Here is an 18,947-nt window from a genome sequence, read left to right as displayed (position 1 = left end):
TGAAAAATTCAAAGGATGTCGATACCTTTACCACTTACGCGCCTGAGCTGGATAAAAAGCGGCCTGTTCTGGCGTACCTTTTTCCTGCTCGCCTTTTTGATCGCGGCCAGTATGGCTGCCTGGGTCGCCAGCTATCGCGTGGTTGAACAAACGCCACGCGCCAATCAAATTGCAGCACAAGTCATTTCCGTCGTCACCATTACCCGCGCCGCACTCACTCACTCCGCCCAGGATCTTCGTCGCGAATTACTGTTCGATCTTTCCAGCAATGAAGGCGTACGCGTCTATCCACTGGAAGATACCGACGTAGTCGAACCTCCGATTGAAAACAGTCTGGTGCTAAGCATTCAGGCAAATGTACGCGCAGCCTTGGGCAAGGAAACGCGCTTCGCCCGCACGGTCAATGATGTGCCTGGATTCTGGGTCAGCTTCAATATTTCCGAGGACCAATACTGGCTGATGCTTGATCGCGATCGCGTAGAAGGCACTTTCGGTGTGCAATGGATAGGCTGGGGGGCGGCTACCTTGCTCTTGTCCTTGCTAGGCGCATTGATGATTTCCGGCTTGATCAATCAACCTTTGGCACGCCTCACCGCTGCCACTCGCTCGATTGCCAAAGGACAGCGCCCTGCTCCATTGCCTGAACGCGGCCCGACTGAAATTCGTGAAGCCAATCACAGCTTCAATCAAATGGTGGATGATCTTGCCCGCGTGGAATCCGATCGCGCTGTCGTCCTCGCAGGCATTTCGCACGACTTGCGTACACCGCTCGCCCGCATGCAACTGGAAGTTGAAATGGCGGGCTTGCCGGACGATGCGCGCAAAGGCATGCAATCCGATCTGCATCAAATGGATGCCATCATCGGCCAGTTTCTCGACTATGCAAAACCTGTCGATAGCAGCCATTTTGAAGTCATCGATTTAACAGCATTAATCAACGATGCAGCGCATGAAGCTGCACGACTCCCGGACGTCAATATCAGCAAAACAATAGAAGACAAGGTCACCGTTCTTGGCAATACCATCGACATAAAAAGGATAGTCAACAACCTGGTTGAAAATGCACGTCGCTATGGCAAGGCAGGCGATGCTTCACATGTCGACATTGATGTCTGCTGCTGCGTAGAAAACGATAAAGTCATTCTGGAAATTGCCGATCATGGAGCCGGTGTCCCCGATGATGAAATCAGCCGCTTGTTGCGTCCTTTCACACGGATGGACAGTGCGCGCGGTCAGGCGAACGGTGCGGGATTGGGCTTGGCCATCGTCGACAGAATCGTCAGACGACATAGTGGAAAACTCAATCTATTCAACCGGAATGGCGGTGGTCTGACAGTACAAATCGTATTCGCAAATCCAAAGAAAAAACACGGTGCTTTTCCGATTTGAAGCATGAATAAATACATGCATGAATTAAGAGTAGCGATCAGTTAAGTACGAACGAATCAAGTCAAGCTGATCCGCCAATAAAAAAACGCACATGCCTGCAAGCGATGTGCGTTTTTTTATTGAGCCTGATACATTCAGGCTTTATTTCTTAAACCTTGTCTTCTTTAATCTCGGTCACAACACCGTCGATGATATCGCCATGTGACGATTGTCGGTACGCACGCTCAGCTTCAAAACGTGCTTTCAATGCACGGCGTCTTTTATACATCAACACCGGGATCAGCAACCAGCTCAACAGCAACACCGTGACAATCAGCAGCAAGCCCACCATCAATACGACACCCAGCATCAACCACGCGAACAAGCGTGAAAAGAAGCCGCCCGATTGGCTGCGACGGAACATTTGTTGCCAACCTTGCGCATGCTGACTGAAAAGAAAAGATGCCATCTGGTGTTACTCCTGAATCACTTGGTAAAGCCGGTCAAAATAAAAAACGCTTATTTACACTATGCGTCAATCCGGCCGATGCTGCAATAGATGGTGATGTTTTTTGAGAATTCAATGTTTTTTAACGGATTGTATTTTTCACACCGTTTTACCGCATTTATTCGTCATGATCGCCGGTGATCGGGCCATCTTTAAACAGCGCATCACGTAATTCTTTGTCCATTTTTGGATCGCGCCTGCGTATCCATTCAAGCACCATTGCCGCATGCTCTTTTTCCTCGTCACGGTTATGTTTCAGGATCTTTTTCAGTTCGGGATCGGTAACGGCATCAACGCGCTGGCTATACCAATCAACCGCTTCCAGCTCCTCCATCAGCGACGTGATCGCCCGATGCATGTCCATGGTTTCTGCTGATAACTTATCAACTGGTTCGTGATAGCCTTCATTCGACATATTTCCATCCCTTTTCAAGCCATGTTTCCAGATAAATAATTAATACTTATTCTGTAGACAGGGTAAATGGAAATAAATTTCAGCTATTTTCATCAAGTTTGATAAATCAGTGCGACCGCTTCGGCAGCAATCCCTTCTTCGCGTCCCAAATAACCCAGTTTTTCATTGGTTTTCGCCTTGATATTGACTTGATTGATCGCAACGCCAAGGTCTGCGGCGAGGTTCGCAACCATCAGTGGAATATGCGGTGCCATCTTCGGTTTTTGCGCAATGATGGTGGCATCCACATTACCGATACGAAAACCAGCCGCCGCCACGCGCTTGGCCGCTTCACGCAATAACACGCGCGAATCAGCACCGACAAACTCCACTGCCGTATCCGGGAAATGTCTCCCGATATCGCCCAAGGCTGCTGCACCCAACAAGGCATCGGTAATCGCATGCAGCAAGACATCGGCATCAGAATGCCCCAGCAAACCTGTCGTATGCGGAATCGTGACGCCACCAATAATCAGTTTGCGGCCTTCGACCAGCGCGTGGCAATCATAACCCTGGCCGATCCTGAATGGCATCACTGCGGGAGTCACGGCTGAAATCGGGTTGCTCATACAAGTCCTTTTAAATAAAGTTCGGCAAGCGCCACATCATGCGGCAGCGTTACCTTGAAGTTGCGTGCATTGCCTTCCACCAGTTTTGGTTGCAAGCCCAATGCCTCGATCGCGCTCGCCTCATCGGTGACAGTGGCAGCCTGCTCCAATGCGCGTCGCAATAATCCATAGCGAAACATTTGTGGCGTCTGCGCTGCCCACAAGTGATCGCGTGCCACCGTTTGCTCGACACGGCCACCGCTGCCAGAGCGCTTCAAGGTATCCACCACCGGGACAGCCAGCAAGCCGCCGATTTCATCGTCCTGCAAGCTGTGTATCAAAGTATCGATCAAGGTAATTGTGAGGCCGGGACGTGCCGCATCGTGCACCAATATCCAATCGTCATCGCTGACCTGATCCCGCATGGCATGCAGGCCATTCAACACGGATAGATGCCGAGTTGCACCGCCCACACGCAGTACGGTGAGACGAGACATATCTACCGGCAAAGTAGTATCGATATACGCATCGTCCTGGCTCACCACAACGAAGGTATGCGTCACGGACTCGGCAATGGAAAACGTATCCAGCACCCGTCGCAGCATAGGTTTGCCTGCGATGGAAACATACTGCTTCGGAATTTTTTCGCCCATGCGCGCGCCAACACCGGCAGCAGGAATCAGTGCGAAATAACGGGGAGGATTCATAACAAAATAAGGGGAATGTGCACGGGTGCGCTCTATTGGTGGAAAAATCGATAACTGGTTTGCGCACGTGCCCAAGCAGAGCAGGACTCCGCCACGGGGCTTGGTTTATAATCTCATCATAATTTTTCACTGTCAAATGAAGTGCACGAAGGCAAGCATGCCGGCATTTTTTGACCACCCTGACATGCGTAATGTCGCTATTTGATGTCCTTCGACCTAAAAAAATCTCTTCCCAAGCCCGGTTCGCGTTTTGTCCTACCCTCAGTTCACGGTTCGGCAGACGCTTATGTACTGGCGCAAGCCGCCGCAGAACTGAAATCGCACAAACGCATGCTGACAGTCGTCGTTGCCAGCGCCAGCGATGCGCAACGCCTGCTGACGGAAATCCCGTGGTTCATTAGCGAAGGGCAGGAAAAGCTGCGCTGCCATCTGTTGCCGGATTGGGAAACGCTGCCCTATGACGCCTTTTCGCCGCATCAGGATCTGGTCTCCGAACGACTCGCGACGCTGTATGAAGTCTTGAATGGTCAATGCGATGTCCTGATCGTACCGGCCACCACTGCGCTGGTGCGCATGGCACCGCCCTCCTTCCTCGCGTCCTATACCTTCTTCTTCAAGCAAGGTGAGAAGCTGGACGAAGCGAAGCTGAAGGCGCAGTTGCAGCTTGCCGGCTACAGCCCCGTCAAGCAAGTCATGTCGCCTGGCGAATACTCGGTGCGCGGTGGCTTGATCGATATCTATCCTATGGGTTCCGTGCTGCCGTATCGCATAGACCTGTTTGGCGACACGATAGACACGATACGCACCTTCGATGCGGATACCCAGCGCTCGCTGTATCCGGTGAAAGAAGTACGCTTGCTGCCGGCGCGCGAATTTCCGATGGATGAAGCAGCGCGTACCGCTTTCCGTGGTCGCTGGCGCGAATTATTCGAAGGCGATCCAAGTCGCTCGGTGATTTACAAGGACATCGGCAGCGGCATTGCTTCCGCCGGTATCGAATATTATCTGCCGCTGTTTTTCGAAGAAACCAAAACGCTGTTCGATTATCTGCCGACGGACACCACCTTTGCCTTGGTCGGCGATATCGATGCAGAAATCAAGCGCTTCTGGACAGATACGCAATCACGCTACCGCTTCCTCAAGTCGGATAGAGAACGTCCTCTGTTGGCACCAGAGCAAATATTCCTCAGTGACGAAAACTTTTTCACGCTGGCCAAACCGTTCGGGCGCTGGGTTATTCAAACTGAAGACGTGGCGTCGGAGTTATCAGCCTCATTGCCGAACATCGCCGTCAATCGCCGTGCCGATGATCCGCTGGTCAATCTGCGCGCCTATCTACTGCAAACCGACAAGCGTGTCCTGATCTGCGCAGAAACCAACGGCAGACGCGAAACGCTGCAGCAATATTTCAACGAATACAATCTTGCTCTCGCACCAGCCGACGGCTTTGCCGACTTCAGCACTGCAACTGCAAAACTGATGCTGGGTGTGGCACCCATGCATGCTGGCTTCGAACTTGGCAATACACTCGGTGGCCTCGCCTTCATTACCGAAACCGAGTTGTACGCCGGCTCAGGTCGCCGCGTCGGCAGCAAGAAACAGGAAGGCGCAACGCAAGTCGAATCGATGGTGCGCGATCTGTCCGAGCTCAAAATCGGCGATCCGGTCGTACACGTCAATCACGGCATAGGTCGCTACATGGGCTTGACCAGCATGGATCTGGGCGAAGGCGAAACCGAATTCCTGCATCTGGAATATGCGAAGGACACCAAGCTCTACGTCCCGGTTTCGCAACTGCATGTGATCTCGCGCTACTCAGGCGCATCGCCTGACGATGCACCGTTGCATGCGCTGGGCTCAGGTCAATGGGAAAAAGCCAAACGCCGCGCCGCTGAGAAAATCCGCGACACCGCTGCCGAATTATTGAATCTGTACGCCCGTCGCGCACTGCGCGAAGGCCACAGCTTCGAATACTCGGCACACGATTACGAAGCCTTTGCGGAAAGCTTCGGTTTTGAAGAAACCGTCGATCAAGCCGCCGCTATCAATGCCGTCATCAAGGACATGACTAGCGGAAAACCTATGGACAGGTTGATCTGCGGTGACGTTGGTTTCGGCAAAACCGAAGTCGCCTTGCGCGCTGCATTCGTCGCCGTCCTTGGTGGCAAACAGGTAGCGATTCTGGCACCGACGACGCTGCTCGCAGAACAGCATGCGCAAACCTTTGCTGATCGCTTTGCCGACTGGCCGGTGCGGATTGCCGAACTATCGCGCTTCCGCAGCGGCAAGGAAATCACGCAAGCGATGAAAGGCATGGCCGATGGCACGATAGATATCGTGATCGGTACGCATAAATTGTTATCGGCCGATACCAAGTTCGCGCGCCTGGGTCTGGTCATCATCGATGAAGAACATCGCTTCGGTGTACGACAGAAAGAAACGTTGAAAGCATTGCGTGCAGAAGTCGATGTATTGACGCTGACGGCAACGCCGATTCCGCGCACCCTGGGTATGGCGCTGGAAGGCTTGCGCGATTTTTCCATCATCGCCACTGCACCGCAAAAACGCCTCGCGATCAAGACTTTCGTACGCAGTGAAAACGCATCCGTGATACGCGAAGCCTGTCTGCGCGAATTAAAGCGCGGCGGCCAAGTCTACTTCCTGCACAACGAAGTCGAGACCATCGAGAATCGCAAGGCAATGCTGGAAGAGCTGATGCCGGAAGCACGTATAGGCGTCGCACACGGCCAGTTACATGAACGCGATCTGGAAAAAATCATGCGCGATTTTGTCGCGCAGCGTTTCAACATTCTGTTGTGTACGACGATTATCGAAACCGGCATCGACGTACCAACTGCGAACACCATCATCATGCACAGAGCCGACAAATTCGGTCTGGCGCAATTGCATCAGTTGCGCGGTCGCGTCGGCCGTTCGCATCATCAGGCATATGCGTATCTGCTGGTGCATGACGTACAAGGTTTAAGCAAGCTGGCACAACGTCGTCTCGATGCGATTCAACAGATGGAAGAACTTGGTAGCGGCTTCTATCTGGCAATGCATGATCTGGAGATACGCGGTGCCGGCGAAGTATTGGGCGACAATCAATCGGGCGAGATGACCGAGATCGGCTTCCAGTTGTACTCGGACATGTTGAACGAAGCCGTACGCTCGCTGAAGAACGGCAAGGAACCGGATCTGGCCGCGCCGCTCTCCACCACGACCGAAATCAATCTGCACGTGCCTGCGCTATTACCGAGCACCTATTGCGGCGATGTGCACGAGCGGCTATCGATTTACAAACGCTTGGCGAATTGCAAAACGCAGGATGCCGTCAACGATCTGCAGGAAGAGTTGATAGATAGGTTCGGCAAGCTGCCGGATGCGGCACAGGCATTGGTGGAAACACACAGGCTGCGCGTTGCAGCGGTGCCGGTCGGCATCATCAAGATAGATGCGCATGCAGAATCCGCGACACTGCAATTCGAGCCGAATCCGCCTATTGATGCAATGCGTATCATCGAGCTGATACAAAAGAATCGCCATATCAAATTGAATGGCCAGGATAAATTGCGTATTACCGCGAACATGCCCGACCTCGCCGCGCGCGTGCTCCAGATCAAGAACACGATACGCGCACTGCTAACATAACGATCCATCTTTAACCGACATCGCCATGAATCTGATTTTGCAAGGCTTGACCGTACAACGCCATATCGTAGAACAAATTGCCGGTCTGGCCCGTCCGCGTTCCATCGTCGCTATCGGCGATCATGCGTATCGCTGCGTCGACGTCAGCTACAACGATGAAGTGAAATCGCAAATCGATATGGCCGCATGGGCCGCGAAACTTGATTACGCGTTCATGGAACGCAGCCGTGTATTGTCCGACTTCAAGTTGGTCGCGATGGATATGGATTCAACCCTGATCACGATCGAATGCATAGACGAGATCGCCGACATGCAAGGCTTGAAACCGCAAGTCGCAGAAATCACCGAAGCTGCCATGCGCGGCGAAATCGAATTCAAGGAAAGCCTGACGCGTCGCGTCGCCTTGCTCAAAGGATTGGATGCAAGCGCATTGCAACGCGTCTACGACGAACGCCTGACGCTCTCGCTGGGAGCAGAGAAAATGCTGGCAGGTATACAAGCGGCAGGCATGAAGACCTTGCTGGTATCCGGCGGTTTTACCTTCTTCACCGATCGGATGAAGCAGCGCCTCAATCTCGACTACACACATTCCAATCAACTGGAAATCGTAGACGGCAAATTGACCGGCCAGGTTATCGGCGGCATCGTCGATGGTGAAGAAAAAAAAGCCACCGTCGAACGCGTCTGCAAGGAGTTGAACATTTCGCCACAACAGGCAATCGTCATGGGCGACGGCGCCAACGATTTGCAAATGATGCGCATCGCCGGCTTGTCGGTTGCATTTCGCGCCAAACCTGTCGTCAGACAGCAAGCGAATATCGCCTTGAATTTTGTTGGTCTTGATGGCGTGTTAAATCTGTTCCACAGCTAGAGGCTCCCTGTCAGTTCTGACATTGACGCAAGCGCGTTCAGTCGCGCTTGCGCACGGCCATCTAGCGCCTTGAATTTCTTTTCAGCAACCTCTCCGCATTCCATGATGAAAAGCCTTTGCTTTTCCATTTTTTAATTCTGCATCTGCGCCCCCAAAACTCCAGAAAAGCGAGCAAAATAAGGTAGATTTTGCTCATCAATACATTTCATCTATCGATTAATTTTATGCATCAATAAGCTAGGGAGCCGCTGATATCGTAGCGGGCTTCCAGACTGCAACGATCAGCCTGGGTTAAAAAAATAGTAAGCCAACCAATCAAAGGAAAAGATCATGATATGGCAGCAAATCTACGACCCGCTTAACAGCTTCGGTTTCTCTACACTGGCGGCCGGCATTCCGGTTGCGGTCCTGTTGACCGCACTTGCGTTCTTCCATATGAAAGCGCATCTCGCAGCCGGCCTGGCGCTGGTAGTCGGCATCGTGATTGCCGCTTTCGTCTTCGGCATGCCGGTTGCGATGGCCGGCAAGGCAGCAGGTTACGGCATTGCCGCAGGCCTGTTCCCGATCGGCTGGATCGTGCTGAACATTATTTTCCTGCACCGACTAACCACGCTGAACGGCTATTTCAAGGTATTGCAAAACAGCATAGGTAGCATCACGGAAGATAGGCGCCTGCAATTACTGCTGGTTGCCTTCTGTTTCGGCGCCTTCTTTGAAGGCGCAGCCGGTTTCGGCACACCGGTGGCAGTTACCGGCGCGATCCTGATCGGCCTCGGCTTCTCGCCGCTAGCGGCATCCGGACTGGCATTGATCGCCAATACGGCACCGGTCGCTTATGGCGCACTGGGCGCACCTGTCATTGCGCTGTCTGCAGTTACCGGCATCGATTTGCTGGACCTGTCTTCGATGATCGGACGCCAATTGCCGTTCTTCTCGGTGCTGGTACCGTTCTGGCTGATCTGGGCATTTGCCGGTTTCCGTGGCATGCGTGAAATCTGGCCGGCGATTCTGGTCGCAGGCGTATCGTTTGCAGTACCGCAGTTCATCGTCTCAAATTACCACGGACCATGGCTGGTGGACGTGATTGCCGCTATCGTTTCGATGAGCTCGCTGACGCTGTTCCTGAAGGTATGGCAACCAAAGAAAATCTGGACCTCGACTGCCTTGCGTAACCGTCATGACAACTCCAAGGATGACATCAAGGACGAACCGATCGTTGTAGATAATTCCGTTGTCGCCAGCATCAGCGTGGCGAAATCGTGGATGCCTTGGGTAATCCTGTCGGTATTCGTGTTTATCTGGGGTACGCCGTTTTTCAAGAAAGCGATTGATACGATCTGGTCATGGAAGTATGCAATTCCAGGTCTGGACAAGATGGTCATGAAGATGCCGCCAGTGGCGAAGGAACCGTTCCTCGAAGCTGCCGTGTTCAACTTCAATGTATTGTCGATGGCAGGCACCGGCATCTTGGTATCCTCCATCGTCGCCGGCGTAATGATGGGCTATTCATTCAAGCGCCTGCTCAAGGAATACTGGCACACGATCGTGCTGGTACGTTATTCGCTGCTGACCATTTGCGCGATGTTCGGCATCGGTTATCTGACCAAATACTCCGGTCTTGATGCCACCCTCGGTCTGGCATTTGCACATACCGGCGTGTTCTATCCTATGTTCGGCACACTGCTGGGCTGGCTGGGCGTGGCGCTAACCGGCTCTGATACCGCTGCCAACGTACTGTTCGGCAGTCTGCAAAAAACCACTGCAGAACAACTGGGCCTGCCGCCAGTTCTGATGGCATCAGCCAACAGCGCCGGCGGCGTGATGGGCAAGATGATCGATGCGCAATCGATTGTAGTGGCCTCCACCGCAACCAAATGGTACGGCCACGAAGGCGACATCTTGCGCTACGTGTTCTTCCACTCGATCGCGCTGGCCATCCTGGTTGGCTTCCTGGTGACATTGCAAGCCTATGTGATACCGTTCACACACATGGTCGTCAAATAAACCCTAGTCAATGCAAGAAAAACGGAGCCCTCAGCGGCTCCGTTTTTTTGTGCCAAGAATAAGTTGACGCAGACGATGCGATGTTTGACTATCGTCTGGAATGTTTGCAAAAATATTGCAAAAGGAACTTTGTTTTCCTTCGTGCATCAGATATGACTGAATACATATAAGGACGCGCCATGAACCAGGAACTCGTTTTAGACAGTCCATTGCAATCAGCAAAAAATCTCGCGTGGTGGTTGTATATCGCGCATGCTGCCAGTCTGATATTTTCGCTAGGTGCTTTTTCCTTCATTCCGCTGATCATCAATTACGTCAAGCGCGAAGACGCGGCCAACACCTTTGTCTACAGCCATCACGGCTGGCAGATACGTTCGTTCTGGTGGTATCTGGTATGGATGACACTGGGTGGAATTTTGTTCATGACCGTTATCGGCATCCCCGTCGCCTTCCTGATCTGGACTGTGGCGTGGTTATGGAAACTCTATCGCCTGATCAAGGGCATTGTGGATTTGAACGACAACAAGACTATGCCTTGAAGTATTGTTTCCACCCATAAAAAAAAAGCATCCATCCGGGTGCTTTTTTTATTCAGGAGAGACAAGACAGGTTTGCTTTCCCGTTTAAATTTACTTATGCTGTGAATCAAAAGACAGGTAATGAGATACAGCCTGAGTTATTGCCATTCGCAGTAAATTGAAAAACAGACTGTAGCAACATCAAGCGTCATTCATTAATCACATCATTTGCTTCATTCATCGCGATGAATACTTTTGGTCCGAGACAGGTTGATACTTCCAGCTGGCGCCGCTGGCTCAGCGAAGCATTACATTTATCCAGCAAACATTTCGTACTGAATGTCACCCTCGTTCTTTTTACACTGGGTATAGCCAGCCAGTTCCCTGCACTGGTACTGACAATTATTTCTCCTGTCCTGGTCGGCGCCTTTGTCCTTGTGGCATATAGCGCAGATTCATCCGTATCAATTGCAAAGATACTGAAATCATCGCCCTTGTCCCTGTTGCGCATCCTGCTTTGTTCCGCAGCAACGGTACTGACGCTGAGCATGGCGATGTTCATCATTCTTTATATTGTTCAAGGGACCGCTATTCCCTCAGCAGAGCCGTCTGTCTATATTGAGAAATCGTATGCAATGAGTGAGTTCATGGCTGGCTCGAAAGCGCTGTTTTCCATCGGTATCTGGCTGCTGGTGATCCTGCCCTGGTTTGCGATTCCGCTCATCGTATGCACCGATCTTCCGCTCAGACTGTGCCTGGATCACACCTTCAAGGCTTTCAATCAAAACAAATTTGTTGTCATCGTCGTCTTTGTCTGTGCCGTGTTATTGATGGTCGGCGCCCTGCTCCACGGTCTTACCGTGGTGCCGTTGTATCCTATTCTAGGTGGCATTCTGTACGCATCGTACAGACACATTTTCCTCGGCCTTCCACCGCTGGAAACGGCCAGTGAAAAAGTAAAATTGCCGCACTTCGTGCGCAGCCTGCAGAACAAGTAGGCTTGCGCTAACAATGCCATGCCTTAAGCACAGCTTCATCAATAAAAAAGCATCCCGATGGATGCTTTTTTTATTTCGTACATCACAATTTTAAACGGCTAGCGCTTCCCCTACATCAGCACTTGTTTCAAGCGGCACAACCGGATTCCAGCAGGCCAGTCGTTCGCCACCGACAGAAAGAATCGCCGGCCTTTCGCTTAAACAACGCTCGCTCGCATTGTCACAACGCGGCGCAAAGCTGCAACCCGGCGGCAATGCTGCCAGATTCGGCGGTGCACCCCGTACTGCTGGTAAAGGTTTGCCACGATTGTCGTGACCAACTGTCGATGCCAGCAAACCTGCGGTGTATGGATGGCGCGGTGTGGTGACAATACCCTTGACTGTGTTTTCTTCAACGATGCGACCGCCGTACATGACAGCGATGCGATCAGCGACTTCGACCGCAGCACCGATGTCATGCGTGACAAAAATTACCGACATGCCTGTCTCTTTTTGCAGTTCGCGCAACAGCAGCAAAATCTGAATCTGCACTGAAGCATCCAGTGCAGTCGTCGGTTCATCCGCCAGCAACAATTTAGGTTTGCATGCAAGTGCCAGTGCAATCATTGCACGCTGCCGCATACCACCCGACAGTTCATGCAGATACGCATCGTAACGACGACGCGATTGCGGAATTTGCACGCGATCCAGCATCTGCAAGGCACGTTGCATCGCTGTGTCCTGGCTCACAGCTTCGTGTGCGCGTATCGCTTCGGTAATTTGCTGACCTACCGTGTAGACCGGATCGAAAGCCAGACCCGGCTCTTGGAAAATCATCGAAGTCGTGCCGCCACGATACATCTCCAGCGCACGACCTTTCAACGCCAGCACATCCTGTCCATCGACTTCGATATGACCGTTAATGCGCGTGGTGCGTTGCGGATGCAGACGCAACAAGGTGCGCAAGGTCACGCTTTTGCCGGAACCTGATTCACCCAGCAAGCCCAATACTTCGCCAGCCTGCAAATCGAAGCTGACATTATCCAGCGCATTGGCGCGCCGGTTGCCATGAAACTCCACGCTCAAATCGCGTACTGATACCAAGGGTTTGTTCATGCTGCCACCTCTTCGATTGCTTTTGTGTGGCCGGAAACCGGATCGTTCATATGACATGCGACTGCATGCCCTTCACCATTTGCAACTTGCAACAAGGCAGGAATTTGCGTTGCGCAAACAGCTTCCGCATGCGGGCAACGTTCACGGAAGCGGCAACCGCTAGGCGGGTTGATAGGGTTAGGTGGATCGCCAGCCAGCGGTGAATGCTGGGTACGGTTATCCGGATCCATCGACGGCACTGCCGACAATAACGCTGTCGTGTAAGGATGGCGAGCGCTGCCGTAAATCTGCTCGACCGGCCCCATCTCAACCACCTGCCCCATGTACATCACCATCACATCGTCGCTGATGTAATGCACGACGTGCAAATCGTGCGAGATGAACAGATAAGTCAGGTCGTGTTCAGCCTTGAGTTCCTGCAGCAGATTCAAGACTTGCGCCTGCACTGATTTATCCAGCGCCGCAACCGCTTCATCGAGAATCACCAGACGCGGTTGAAATGCCAGCGCGCGTGCAATGTTCACGCGCTGTCTTTGACCACCAGATAATTCATGTGGGTAACGCGAGGCGAATTGCGATGGCTCCAGCCCGACGCGCGCCAATAATGCACGCGCCTGTTCGTTCGCATCTTTCTCGGATACGCCATGCACTTGCGGACCGTAGGCAATCGTATCGCCTATCGTCAGACGAGGATTCAACGAAGCGAATGAATCCTGAAATACCATCTGCAGATTGCGGCGAAATTCCTTGAATTCGATACCGCCAAATTCCGCCACACCGTCGCCATCAAAAATCATGTTGCCGCTATCCGGATCGATCAGACGTGCGACCAAACGTGCCGTCGTCGATTTGCCGCAACCGGATTCACCGACTATGCCCAGCGTCTTGCCTTTGGCGACGGAAAAACTCACCCCATCGACTGCGTGTACGAATTTTTTTTCACGCTGCAAAACACCTCCACGCACCGGGAAATATTTTTTCAAATTTTTCACTACCAGCAGCGGCTGCGCAGGACCGCCGCGATCAACTGAATTAGCTGCTGGACTAACACCAGTAAGGTTCATGTCATCAGGTTTCATTTGCGTATATCCATGGCTGAACGAACACCGTCTGCCAACAAATTGAAGGCAATCGACGTCATGAAAATAAACACGCCTGGCAATGCCGCAACCCATGGGTTACGGAAAATTGCCGAGCGCAATGTATTGAGCATCAAGCCCCATTCCGGCTCAGGTGGACGCACGCCGAGACCGAGGAAGGACAAGCCAGCTGCGAGGATCATGCTGACGCTGAGCAAGCCGGTGGCATACACGAACACTGGCCCAAGTACATTACCGAGCACATGCACACGAATGATAGAGAATGCACTGGCACCACTCATGCGCGCCGCTTCTATGTAATCAAGCTTGCGCACTTGTGTGGTGACGCTTTCTGCGACGCGCACAATTTGTGGTACGAACACCAGGGTCAGCGCGAGAATACTGTTGCTTATGCCAGGTCCCAATGCGCCGGAAATCGCCACCGCCAACAACACCGATGGGAACGCATAGAACACATCAAGCACACGCATGATGATCATGTTGAGCTTGCCGCCTACATAACCGGCCAACAAGCCGATCGAAGTACCGATACCAAACGCGGCCAGCACCGGCAGCACACCCATCATCAAGGACAGCCGACCGCCATGCATCAAGCGCGTCAACATGTCGCGACCGAGTTCATCAGTACCCAGCCAATGGCCTTCGCTACCTATAGGGAGCAAGCGGCGAATCATGCTGCCCTTGAATGGATCGGCCGGTGCCAACCAAGGTGCAAACACCGCAGCACCGACGATCAGCAAAATCACCAATGCCGCACCCATTGCGACTGGGTCACGCAGCAATTGGCGCAGCACGGTGGTCCAGTAACCGCGCGGCTGCGCTGTCACGACAGGCATCACCGGTTGTGGAAAAAATTGAATAGAAGAAGCCATGGTTTTAACTTTCTCAGCGACCCATGCGGGGATCAAGTAGGGGTTGCAGAATGTCGACCAGCAAATTGAGCGCGACGAAGAACATGCAGAGCACGAGGATCGTGCCTTGCAACAACGGCATATCGCGCTGGAAGATGGCGGTGTTCAATAAGAAGCCGGTACCCGGCCATGCGAATACAGTTTCCACCAAAATCGAACCGCCCATCAGATAGCCGATCTGCAAACCAGTTACCGCCAATACAGTCGGTGCGGTGTTTTTGGCGATGTGGCGGAAGATCGTGCCATTGCTGAGACCGCGCGCACGCAGCGCGACGACAAATTCCTGCTCCAGCATTTCCGCCACCAACGCACGCACGGTGCGTGTGATGATGCCCATGGGGATCACAGAGAGCGTAATTGCCGGCAGAACCAGGTAACGAAAATGTTCGAGATCCCACGCCCAATCGGAGGAGCCGCCAGGCCCTGCGCCCATCGCCGGAAACCAACCCAGCTGGGTGGAAAAAATAATCGTCAGCACCAAGCCCAGCCAGTAATGCGGCACACTGACGCCGATCACGGAAATAAAGGTAGCAATACGATCAATCACACTGCCGTGCCAGTAACCGGCCAACGCACCAAGTACGCAACCGGCAATCACGCCAGCCAGACCAGCGACACCGGCCAGCAACAGCGTATTACTCACTGCGCTCATGACTTCAGTCACGACTTCACGGCCTGATGCAATCGAGGTACCAAGATCTCCCTGCACTGCGCGTAACAGCCACATGCCGTATTGCACAGGCACTGGTTTATCCAGGCCATAGGCGCTCTTCAGCGCGGCGATGACATCGGCAGGTGCATCAGCAGGCGCGATCGCATTCAGCGGATCGCCAGGTGCCAGATACACCAGCATGAAAGACAAGACCGTCACACTCAGTGCAATCGGAATCGCGTACAGCAGACGTTTCAAAATATAGGAGAGCATAAACAACTTTCAGCGATACAGCTTGATAAATACAACTTGATAAAGAATTCAATGCCTCGGAGCCGTGACGCGATACAGCTTGCGCTGCACCGCGTCCGGGAGGACTTCAAGGGAACTGCATCACTACAACTTCAAAAAATCACATGCAAAATTACATGCAGATCGTGATCACATACGAATGGTGGTCAGATCCTGGAACCAGTGCTGTGCCTGCACGAAGCCTTTCACCTTAGGCGAAATCGCGTGCGGGTTGACGTCATGCACGACCCACAACATCAATGCATCGTCGACCATGGTTTGATGCACTTGTGCCAGCAATTTGTCCTGGGTTTTCACATCGAAGCTGGTACGAATCTGATCCAGCATTGCATCCATTTTCGGATTCGAATAACCACCCCAGTTGACGCCATTCGGTGCGATGTAACGACTATCGACGAAACGAGTCAGCGCGTAGAACGGATCAGCTGTCACGTAACCCAGATTCAAACCGGTCACGCCTTTGCTCGCATTGATATCGCCCTTGGCACCACTACGCCATTTCAGGTACAGGGTTTCCAGTTCGACGACTTCAAACTCGACTTGAATGCCGATCTCGGCCAGGCTTTGCTGGATGTATTCATTCATAGGCAGGGACAACATTTGACCGGTACCACCCTGAGCGATGGCTATCTTCGCTTTCAACGGTTTGCTCGGGCCATAACCGGCTTGCGCCATCAAGGCACGTGCAGCAGCCACGTCATACTTGATCTTGAAGGTCGGATTGCCAAACCATGTACTGGTCTTGTCGAGCTGGCCAACTGCAGGCGTCGCCAAACCATTCATCAATGCCACGATGCCGTCTCTATCGATTGCCAGGTTAGCTGCCTTGCGCACACGAATATCCGTCCATGGCGAACCTGGGAAGGTGCTGAAGTGATACGGCCATACGTGTGGTGTAACGTTCGTCACCAGCTTGAAGCCGGATGACTTCAGTTGTGGCAATACATCAGGCGGTGGTGTTTCTATGATGTCGACCTGACCATTCAGCAAAGCGTTGGCGCGGGTCAATGCATCAGGGATAGGCAACAGGATGATGCGATCGGTTTTAGCGATACGTGTCTTGTCCCAATAAGCTGCGTTCTTGACCAGTTCAGCGCGTTCGCGTGGAACCAGTTTGTCCAGCTTGAAAGGACCAGTGCCGGAAGCCTGCGATGCAAACTTGTTCCAGTCCTTGCCGACTTTTTCCCATTGCGCCGGGCTGGAAATCAGGAACCATGGCAATTGATATGGGAACAGCGCGTCTACATCCTTGGTGGTGATTTCCACCACGTAGTCGCTGATCTTCTTATACGAAGCGATCGATGGAATGCGTGGACGCACCTGCGCACTTTGCTTGGCATCGAACTGCGGCGATTTATCGGCGAGGACTTTATCCAGATTCCAGATCACGGCATCCGCTTTGAACTCGGAACCGTCATGGAACTTGACCCCCTTGCGCAGCGTAAAGGTCCACTTCTTGTTGTCTTTAGGATCGACTTTCCATTCCGTTGCCAGACCTGGAACCAGCTTGCCCGGACGCGAATCGATATTCGCTTCCCACGCGACCAGCGGATCATAGATCGTGTGGCCGGTGAATTGATATGCGCCGGCGCCGCGATCAGGCTGGCCGGTTGTCAGCGGAATGTCCGCCATTGAAATACCGTAACGGGCTACCGTTTCAGCGTGCAGGCCCGAATGCAGTGACAGGGCTAAAGGAACCGCCATCAACAAGCGGGGAATCCATTTATACGAATGCATGGCAATCTCCATTTAAAAGACACAAAAATGATGTGACATGTCAGACATAAGCATGTCGCATGCCAGTTCGTGGCTTTATATGAAAATCCCAATAAAAACGCGCTTATTAGGCTATGTTGACGCGCAAACAAGACTATCTACCTAGCTGCTGCACCCCGTTTACAAGTTACTTATAGGTAAAGGCACCATTTTGGAACAGGCCTGCCCCGTCATGGGAGATAGCAATAAATGGTGATGGCAGGAAATGGAATTGAAATGAAGTCTGAATACGAATGCAGCAATTAATCTGCGCCACAAATAAAAAAGCATCCCTAACTGGATGCTTTTTTTCATAATGCCTTGAAGGCTTGCTCGATATCGGCGATCAAATCCTGTGGATCTTCCAATCCGATATTCAAGCGCACCAGTTGCCCTTGATGCGGCCAGTTATGTCGCATGTGCTGCATGCGGTATGGCACCGCAAGACTGTTGACGCCGCCCCAACTGAAACCGATCTTGAACAGCTTCAGGCTATCCACAAAACGATCTGTCTGCGCTTCGGCATAGCTTGGGTCGAACAAGATAGAAAACAATCCGCCGGCACCGCTGAAGTCGCGTTTCCATATTTCATGCCCCGGGCATTCCGGCAAGGCGGGATGCAATACCGTGGCAATTTCCGGTCGAGTCTGCAGCCAGTTTGCGATCTTGCGCGCCGCTGCATCATGCGCCTCGAAGCGCAACTTCATTGTAGGCAAGCTGCGTAACACCAGATAACTGTCATCTGCGCTGACACCAAAACCAAGTCGCATATGCGCCAGTTCCAGCCGATGATTCAAGGTTTGATCCTGCGTAATCACCGCGCCCATCAATACATCGGAGCCGCCGGACTGATACTTGGTCAGAGCCTGCATCACGATATCCACGCCCAGATCAAATGCGCGCAAGGCGATTCCTGCTGACCAGGTGTTGTCGAGTGCGACCAGCACACCTTTCGCATGCGCTGCTTCGCAGATCGCGGGAATATCAGGCACTTCCATCGAGACTGAACCGGGTGCTTCGGTCCAGATCAATTTGGTATTTGGCTGAATCAAATCGGCAATGCCGCTGCCGATCAAGGGATCGTAATAGCGCGCAGTAATACCGAAGTCGTGCGACAGCCAGTTGGCCAGTTCGCGATTCGGGTTGTAGACATTATCGGGAATCAGTACATCGTCGCCGCTTTTCAAAAAAGCGAAGTCGACCATCGCAATCGCCGACAAGCCGCTGGGCGCAAGCAGACAATGCTTGCCGTCTTCTATCGCAGCGAGGCGCGCTTCCAGCGTAAAGGTGGTTGGTGTGCCGTGCAGGCCGTAGGTGTATGCAGTCTTGTCCTGCCAGCTGCGTGAGCGCATGCTGGCTACATCCTTGAACAATACCGTCGATGCGTGGTGTATCGCTTGCGGGAATGCGGCGAATCCTTCCGGCGCCACATACTCATTGTGTATCAGTGCGGTCTGGAAGGATGTGCGATCTGTCACGCGATTCTCCGATAAGG

17 protein-coding genes are annotated in these 18,947 nt (G+C 52.6%); 6 read left to right on the top strand and 11 right to left on the bottom strand.

Going from position 1 to position 18,947, the window contains the following annotated elements; genetic code table 11:
- The first annotated feature begins 15 nt into the window (after nucleotides 1-15).
- A complete protein-coding gene (locus tag Hfont_RS07100; RefSeq protein ID WP_181666423.1) occupies nucleotides 16-1,389 on the top strand; it encodes an ATP-binding protein in 1,374 nt (457 codons plus the stop codon).
- Between the two features lie 148 nt (nucleotides 1,390-1,537).
- Here the strand turns inward: Hfont_RS07100 and Hfont_RS07095 are convergent, their stop codons facing one another.
- From Hfont_RS07095 to ispD, 4 genes are all read right to left on the bottom strand, one after another.
- The gene (locus Hfont_RS07095; protein ID WP_112991560.1) at nucleotides 1,538-1,837 is read right to left on the bottom strand and encodes a hypothetical protein; all 300 of its coding nucleotides are present in this window, start codon (nucleotides 1,835-1,837) and stop codon (nucleotides 1,538-1,540) included.
- 157 nt (nucleotides 1,838-1,994) lie between these two features.
- Nucleotides 1,995-2,291, bottom strand: a complete 297-nt coding sequence (locus Hfont_RS07090; RefSeq protein WP_112991559.1) for an encapsulin-associated ferritin-like protein — start codon at nucleotides 2,289-2,291, stop codon at nucleotides 1,995-1,997.
- A 92-nt stretch (nucleotides 2,292-2,383) separates the two neighbouring features.
- Nucleotides 2,384-2,899, bottom strand: a complete 516-nt coding sequence (gene ispF, locus Hfont_RS07085; RefSeq protein WP_241523027.1) for a 2-C-methyl-D-erythritol 2,4-cyclodiphosphate synthase — start codon at nucleotides 2,897-2,899, stop codon at nucleotides 2,384-2,386.
- Entirely contained in the window at nucleotides 2,896-3,585 is a 690-nt protein-coding gene (ispD, locus tag Hfont_RS07080) for a 2-C-methyl-D-erythritol 4-phosphate cytidylyltransferase (RefSeq protein WP_112991558.1), read from the bottom strand. Before ispD ends, ispF begins: the two co-directional genes overlap by 4 nt.
- Nucleotides 3,586-3,789: 204 nt before the next feature.
- On the opposite strand from ispD, the gene mfd reads away from it, so the two are divergent.
- The 4 genes from mfd (at nucleotide 3,790) to Hfont_RS07060 (ending at nucleotide 10,650) form a co-directional block, all read left to right on the top strand.
- Nucleotides 3,790-7,236: a transcription-repair coupling factor gene (mfd, locus tag Hfont_RS07075; RefSeq protein WP_112991557.1), complete on the top strand. Its 3,447-nt coding sequence runs from the start codon at nucleotides 3,790-3,792 to the stop codon at nucleotides 7,234-7,236.
- Between the two features lie 25 nt (nucleotides 7,237-7,261).
- Nucleotides 7,262-8,107 carry a phosphoserine phosphatase SerB gene (gene serB, locus Hfont_RS07070; protein ID WP_112991556.1) on the top strand — a complete coding sequence of 282 codons (846 nt, stop codon included), beginning with the start codon at nucleotides 7,262-7,264 and terminating at the stop codon, nucleotides 8,105-8,107.
- Between the two features lie 333 nt (nucleotides 8,108-8,440).
- A complete protein-coding gene (locus tag Hfont_RS07065) occupies nucleotides 8,441-10,111 on the top strand; it encodes an L-lactate permease (protein WP_181666435.1) in 1,671 nt (556 codons plus the stop codon).
- 179 nt (nucleotides 10,112-10,290) lie between these two features.
- A complete protein-coding gene (locus Hfont_RS07060; protein ID WP_112991554.1) occupies nucleotides 10,291-10,650 on the top strand; it encodes a DUF4870 family protein in 360 nt (119 codons plus the stop codon).
- A 187-nt stretch (nucleotides 10,651-10,837) separates the two neighbouring features.
- Here Hfont_RS07060 and Hfont_RS14980 read toward each other — a convergent pair whose 3' ends face one another.
- On the bottom strand, nucleotides 10,838-11,194 hold the full coding sequence (locus Hfont_RS14980; protein ID WP_133467276.1) for a hypothetical protein: 357 nt from the start codon (nucleotides 11,192-11,194) through the stop codon (nucleotides 10,838-10,840).
- Here Hfont_RS14980 and Hfont_RS14975 point away from each other — a divergent pair.
- Nucleotides 11,178-11,627, top strand: coding sequence for a hypothetical protein (locus Hfont_RS14975; protein WP_133467275.1), 450 nt, complete (start codon nucleotides 11,178-11,180; stop codon nucleotides 11,625-11,627). The genes Hfont_RS14980 and Hfont_RS14975 overlap by 17 nt on opposite strands.
- Before the next feature lie 90 nt (nucleotides 11,628-11,717).
- On the opposite strand, the gene Hfont_RS07050 is transcribed toward Hfont_RS14975, so the two are convergent.
- The 6 genes from Hfont_RS07050 to Hfont_RS07025 all read right to left on the bottom strand — a co-directional run bounded on the left by Hfont_RS07050 (nucleotide 11,718) and on the right by Hfont_RS07025 (nucleotide 18,930).
- Entirely contained in the window at nucleotides 11,718-12,722 is a 1,005-nt protein-coding gene (locus tag Hfont_RS07050; protein ID WP_112991552.1) for an ABC transporter ATP-binding protein, read from the bottom strand.
- The gene (locus Hfont_RS07045; RefSeq protein WP_277740035.1) at nucleotides 12,719-13,801 is read right to left on the bottom strand and encodes an ABC transporter ATP-binding protein; all 1,083 of its coding nucleotides are present in this window, start codon (nucleotides 13,799-13,801) and stop codon (nucleotides 12,719-12,721) included. Before Hfont_RS07045 ends, Hfont_RS07050 begins: the two co-directional genes overlap by 4 nt.
- On the bottom strand, nucleotides 13,798-14,694 hold the full coding sequence (locus Hfont_RS07040) for an ABC transporter permease (protein WP_112991551.1): 897 nt from the start codon (nucleotides 14,692-14,694) through the stop codon (nucleotides 13,798-13,800). The genes Hfont_RS07045 and Hfont_RS07040 overlap by 4 nt, the downstream gene beginning before the upstream one ends.
- Nucleotides 14,695-14,707: 13 nt before the next feature.
- Nucleotides 14,708-15,658 (bottom strand): ABC transporter permease, encoded by a 951-nt coding sequence (locus Hfont_RS07035; protein ID WP_112991550.1) that lies wholly within the window; start codon nucleotides 15,656-15,658, stop codon nucleotides 14,708-14,710.
- A gap of 168 nt (nucleotides 15,659-15,826) precedes the next feature.
- A complete protein-coding gene (locus Hfont_RS07030; protein WP_112991549.1) occupies nucleotides 15,827-17,434 on the bottom strand; it encodes an ABC transporter substrate-binding protein in 1,608 nt (535 codons plus the stop codon).
- A 329-nt stretch (nucleotides 17,435-17,763) separates the two neighbouring features.
- Entirely contained in the window at nucleotides 17,764-18,930 is a 1,167-nt protein-coding gene (locus Hfont_RS07025) for a cystathionine beta-lyase (protein WP_112991548.1), read from the bottom strand.
- Nucleotides 18,931-18,947: the final 17 nt, after the last annotated feature.

The organism is Herminiimonas fonticola, from assembly GCF_003293745.1.
GTDB lineage: Bacteria > Pseudomonadota > Gammaproteobacteria > Burkholderiales > Burkholderiaceae_D > Oxalicibacterium > Oxalicibacterium fonticola.
This window is presented reverse-complemented; position numbering and strand designations above follow the sequence as displayed.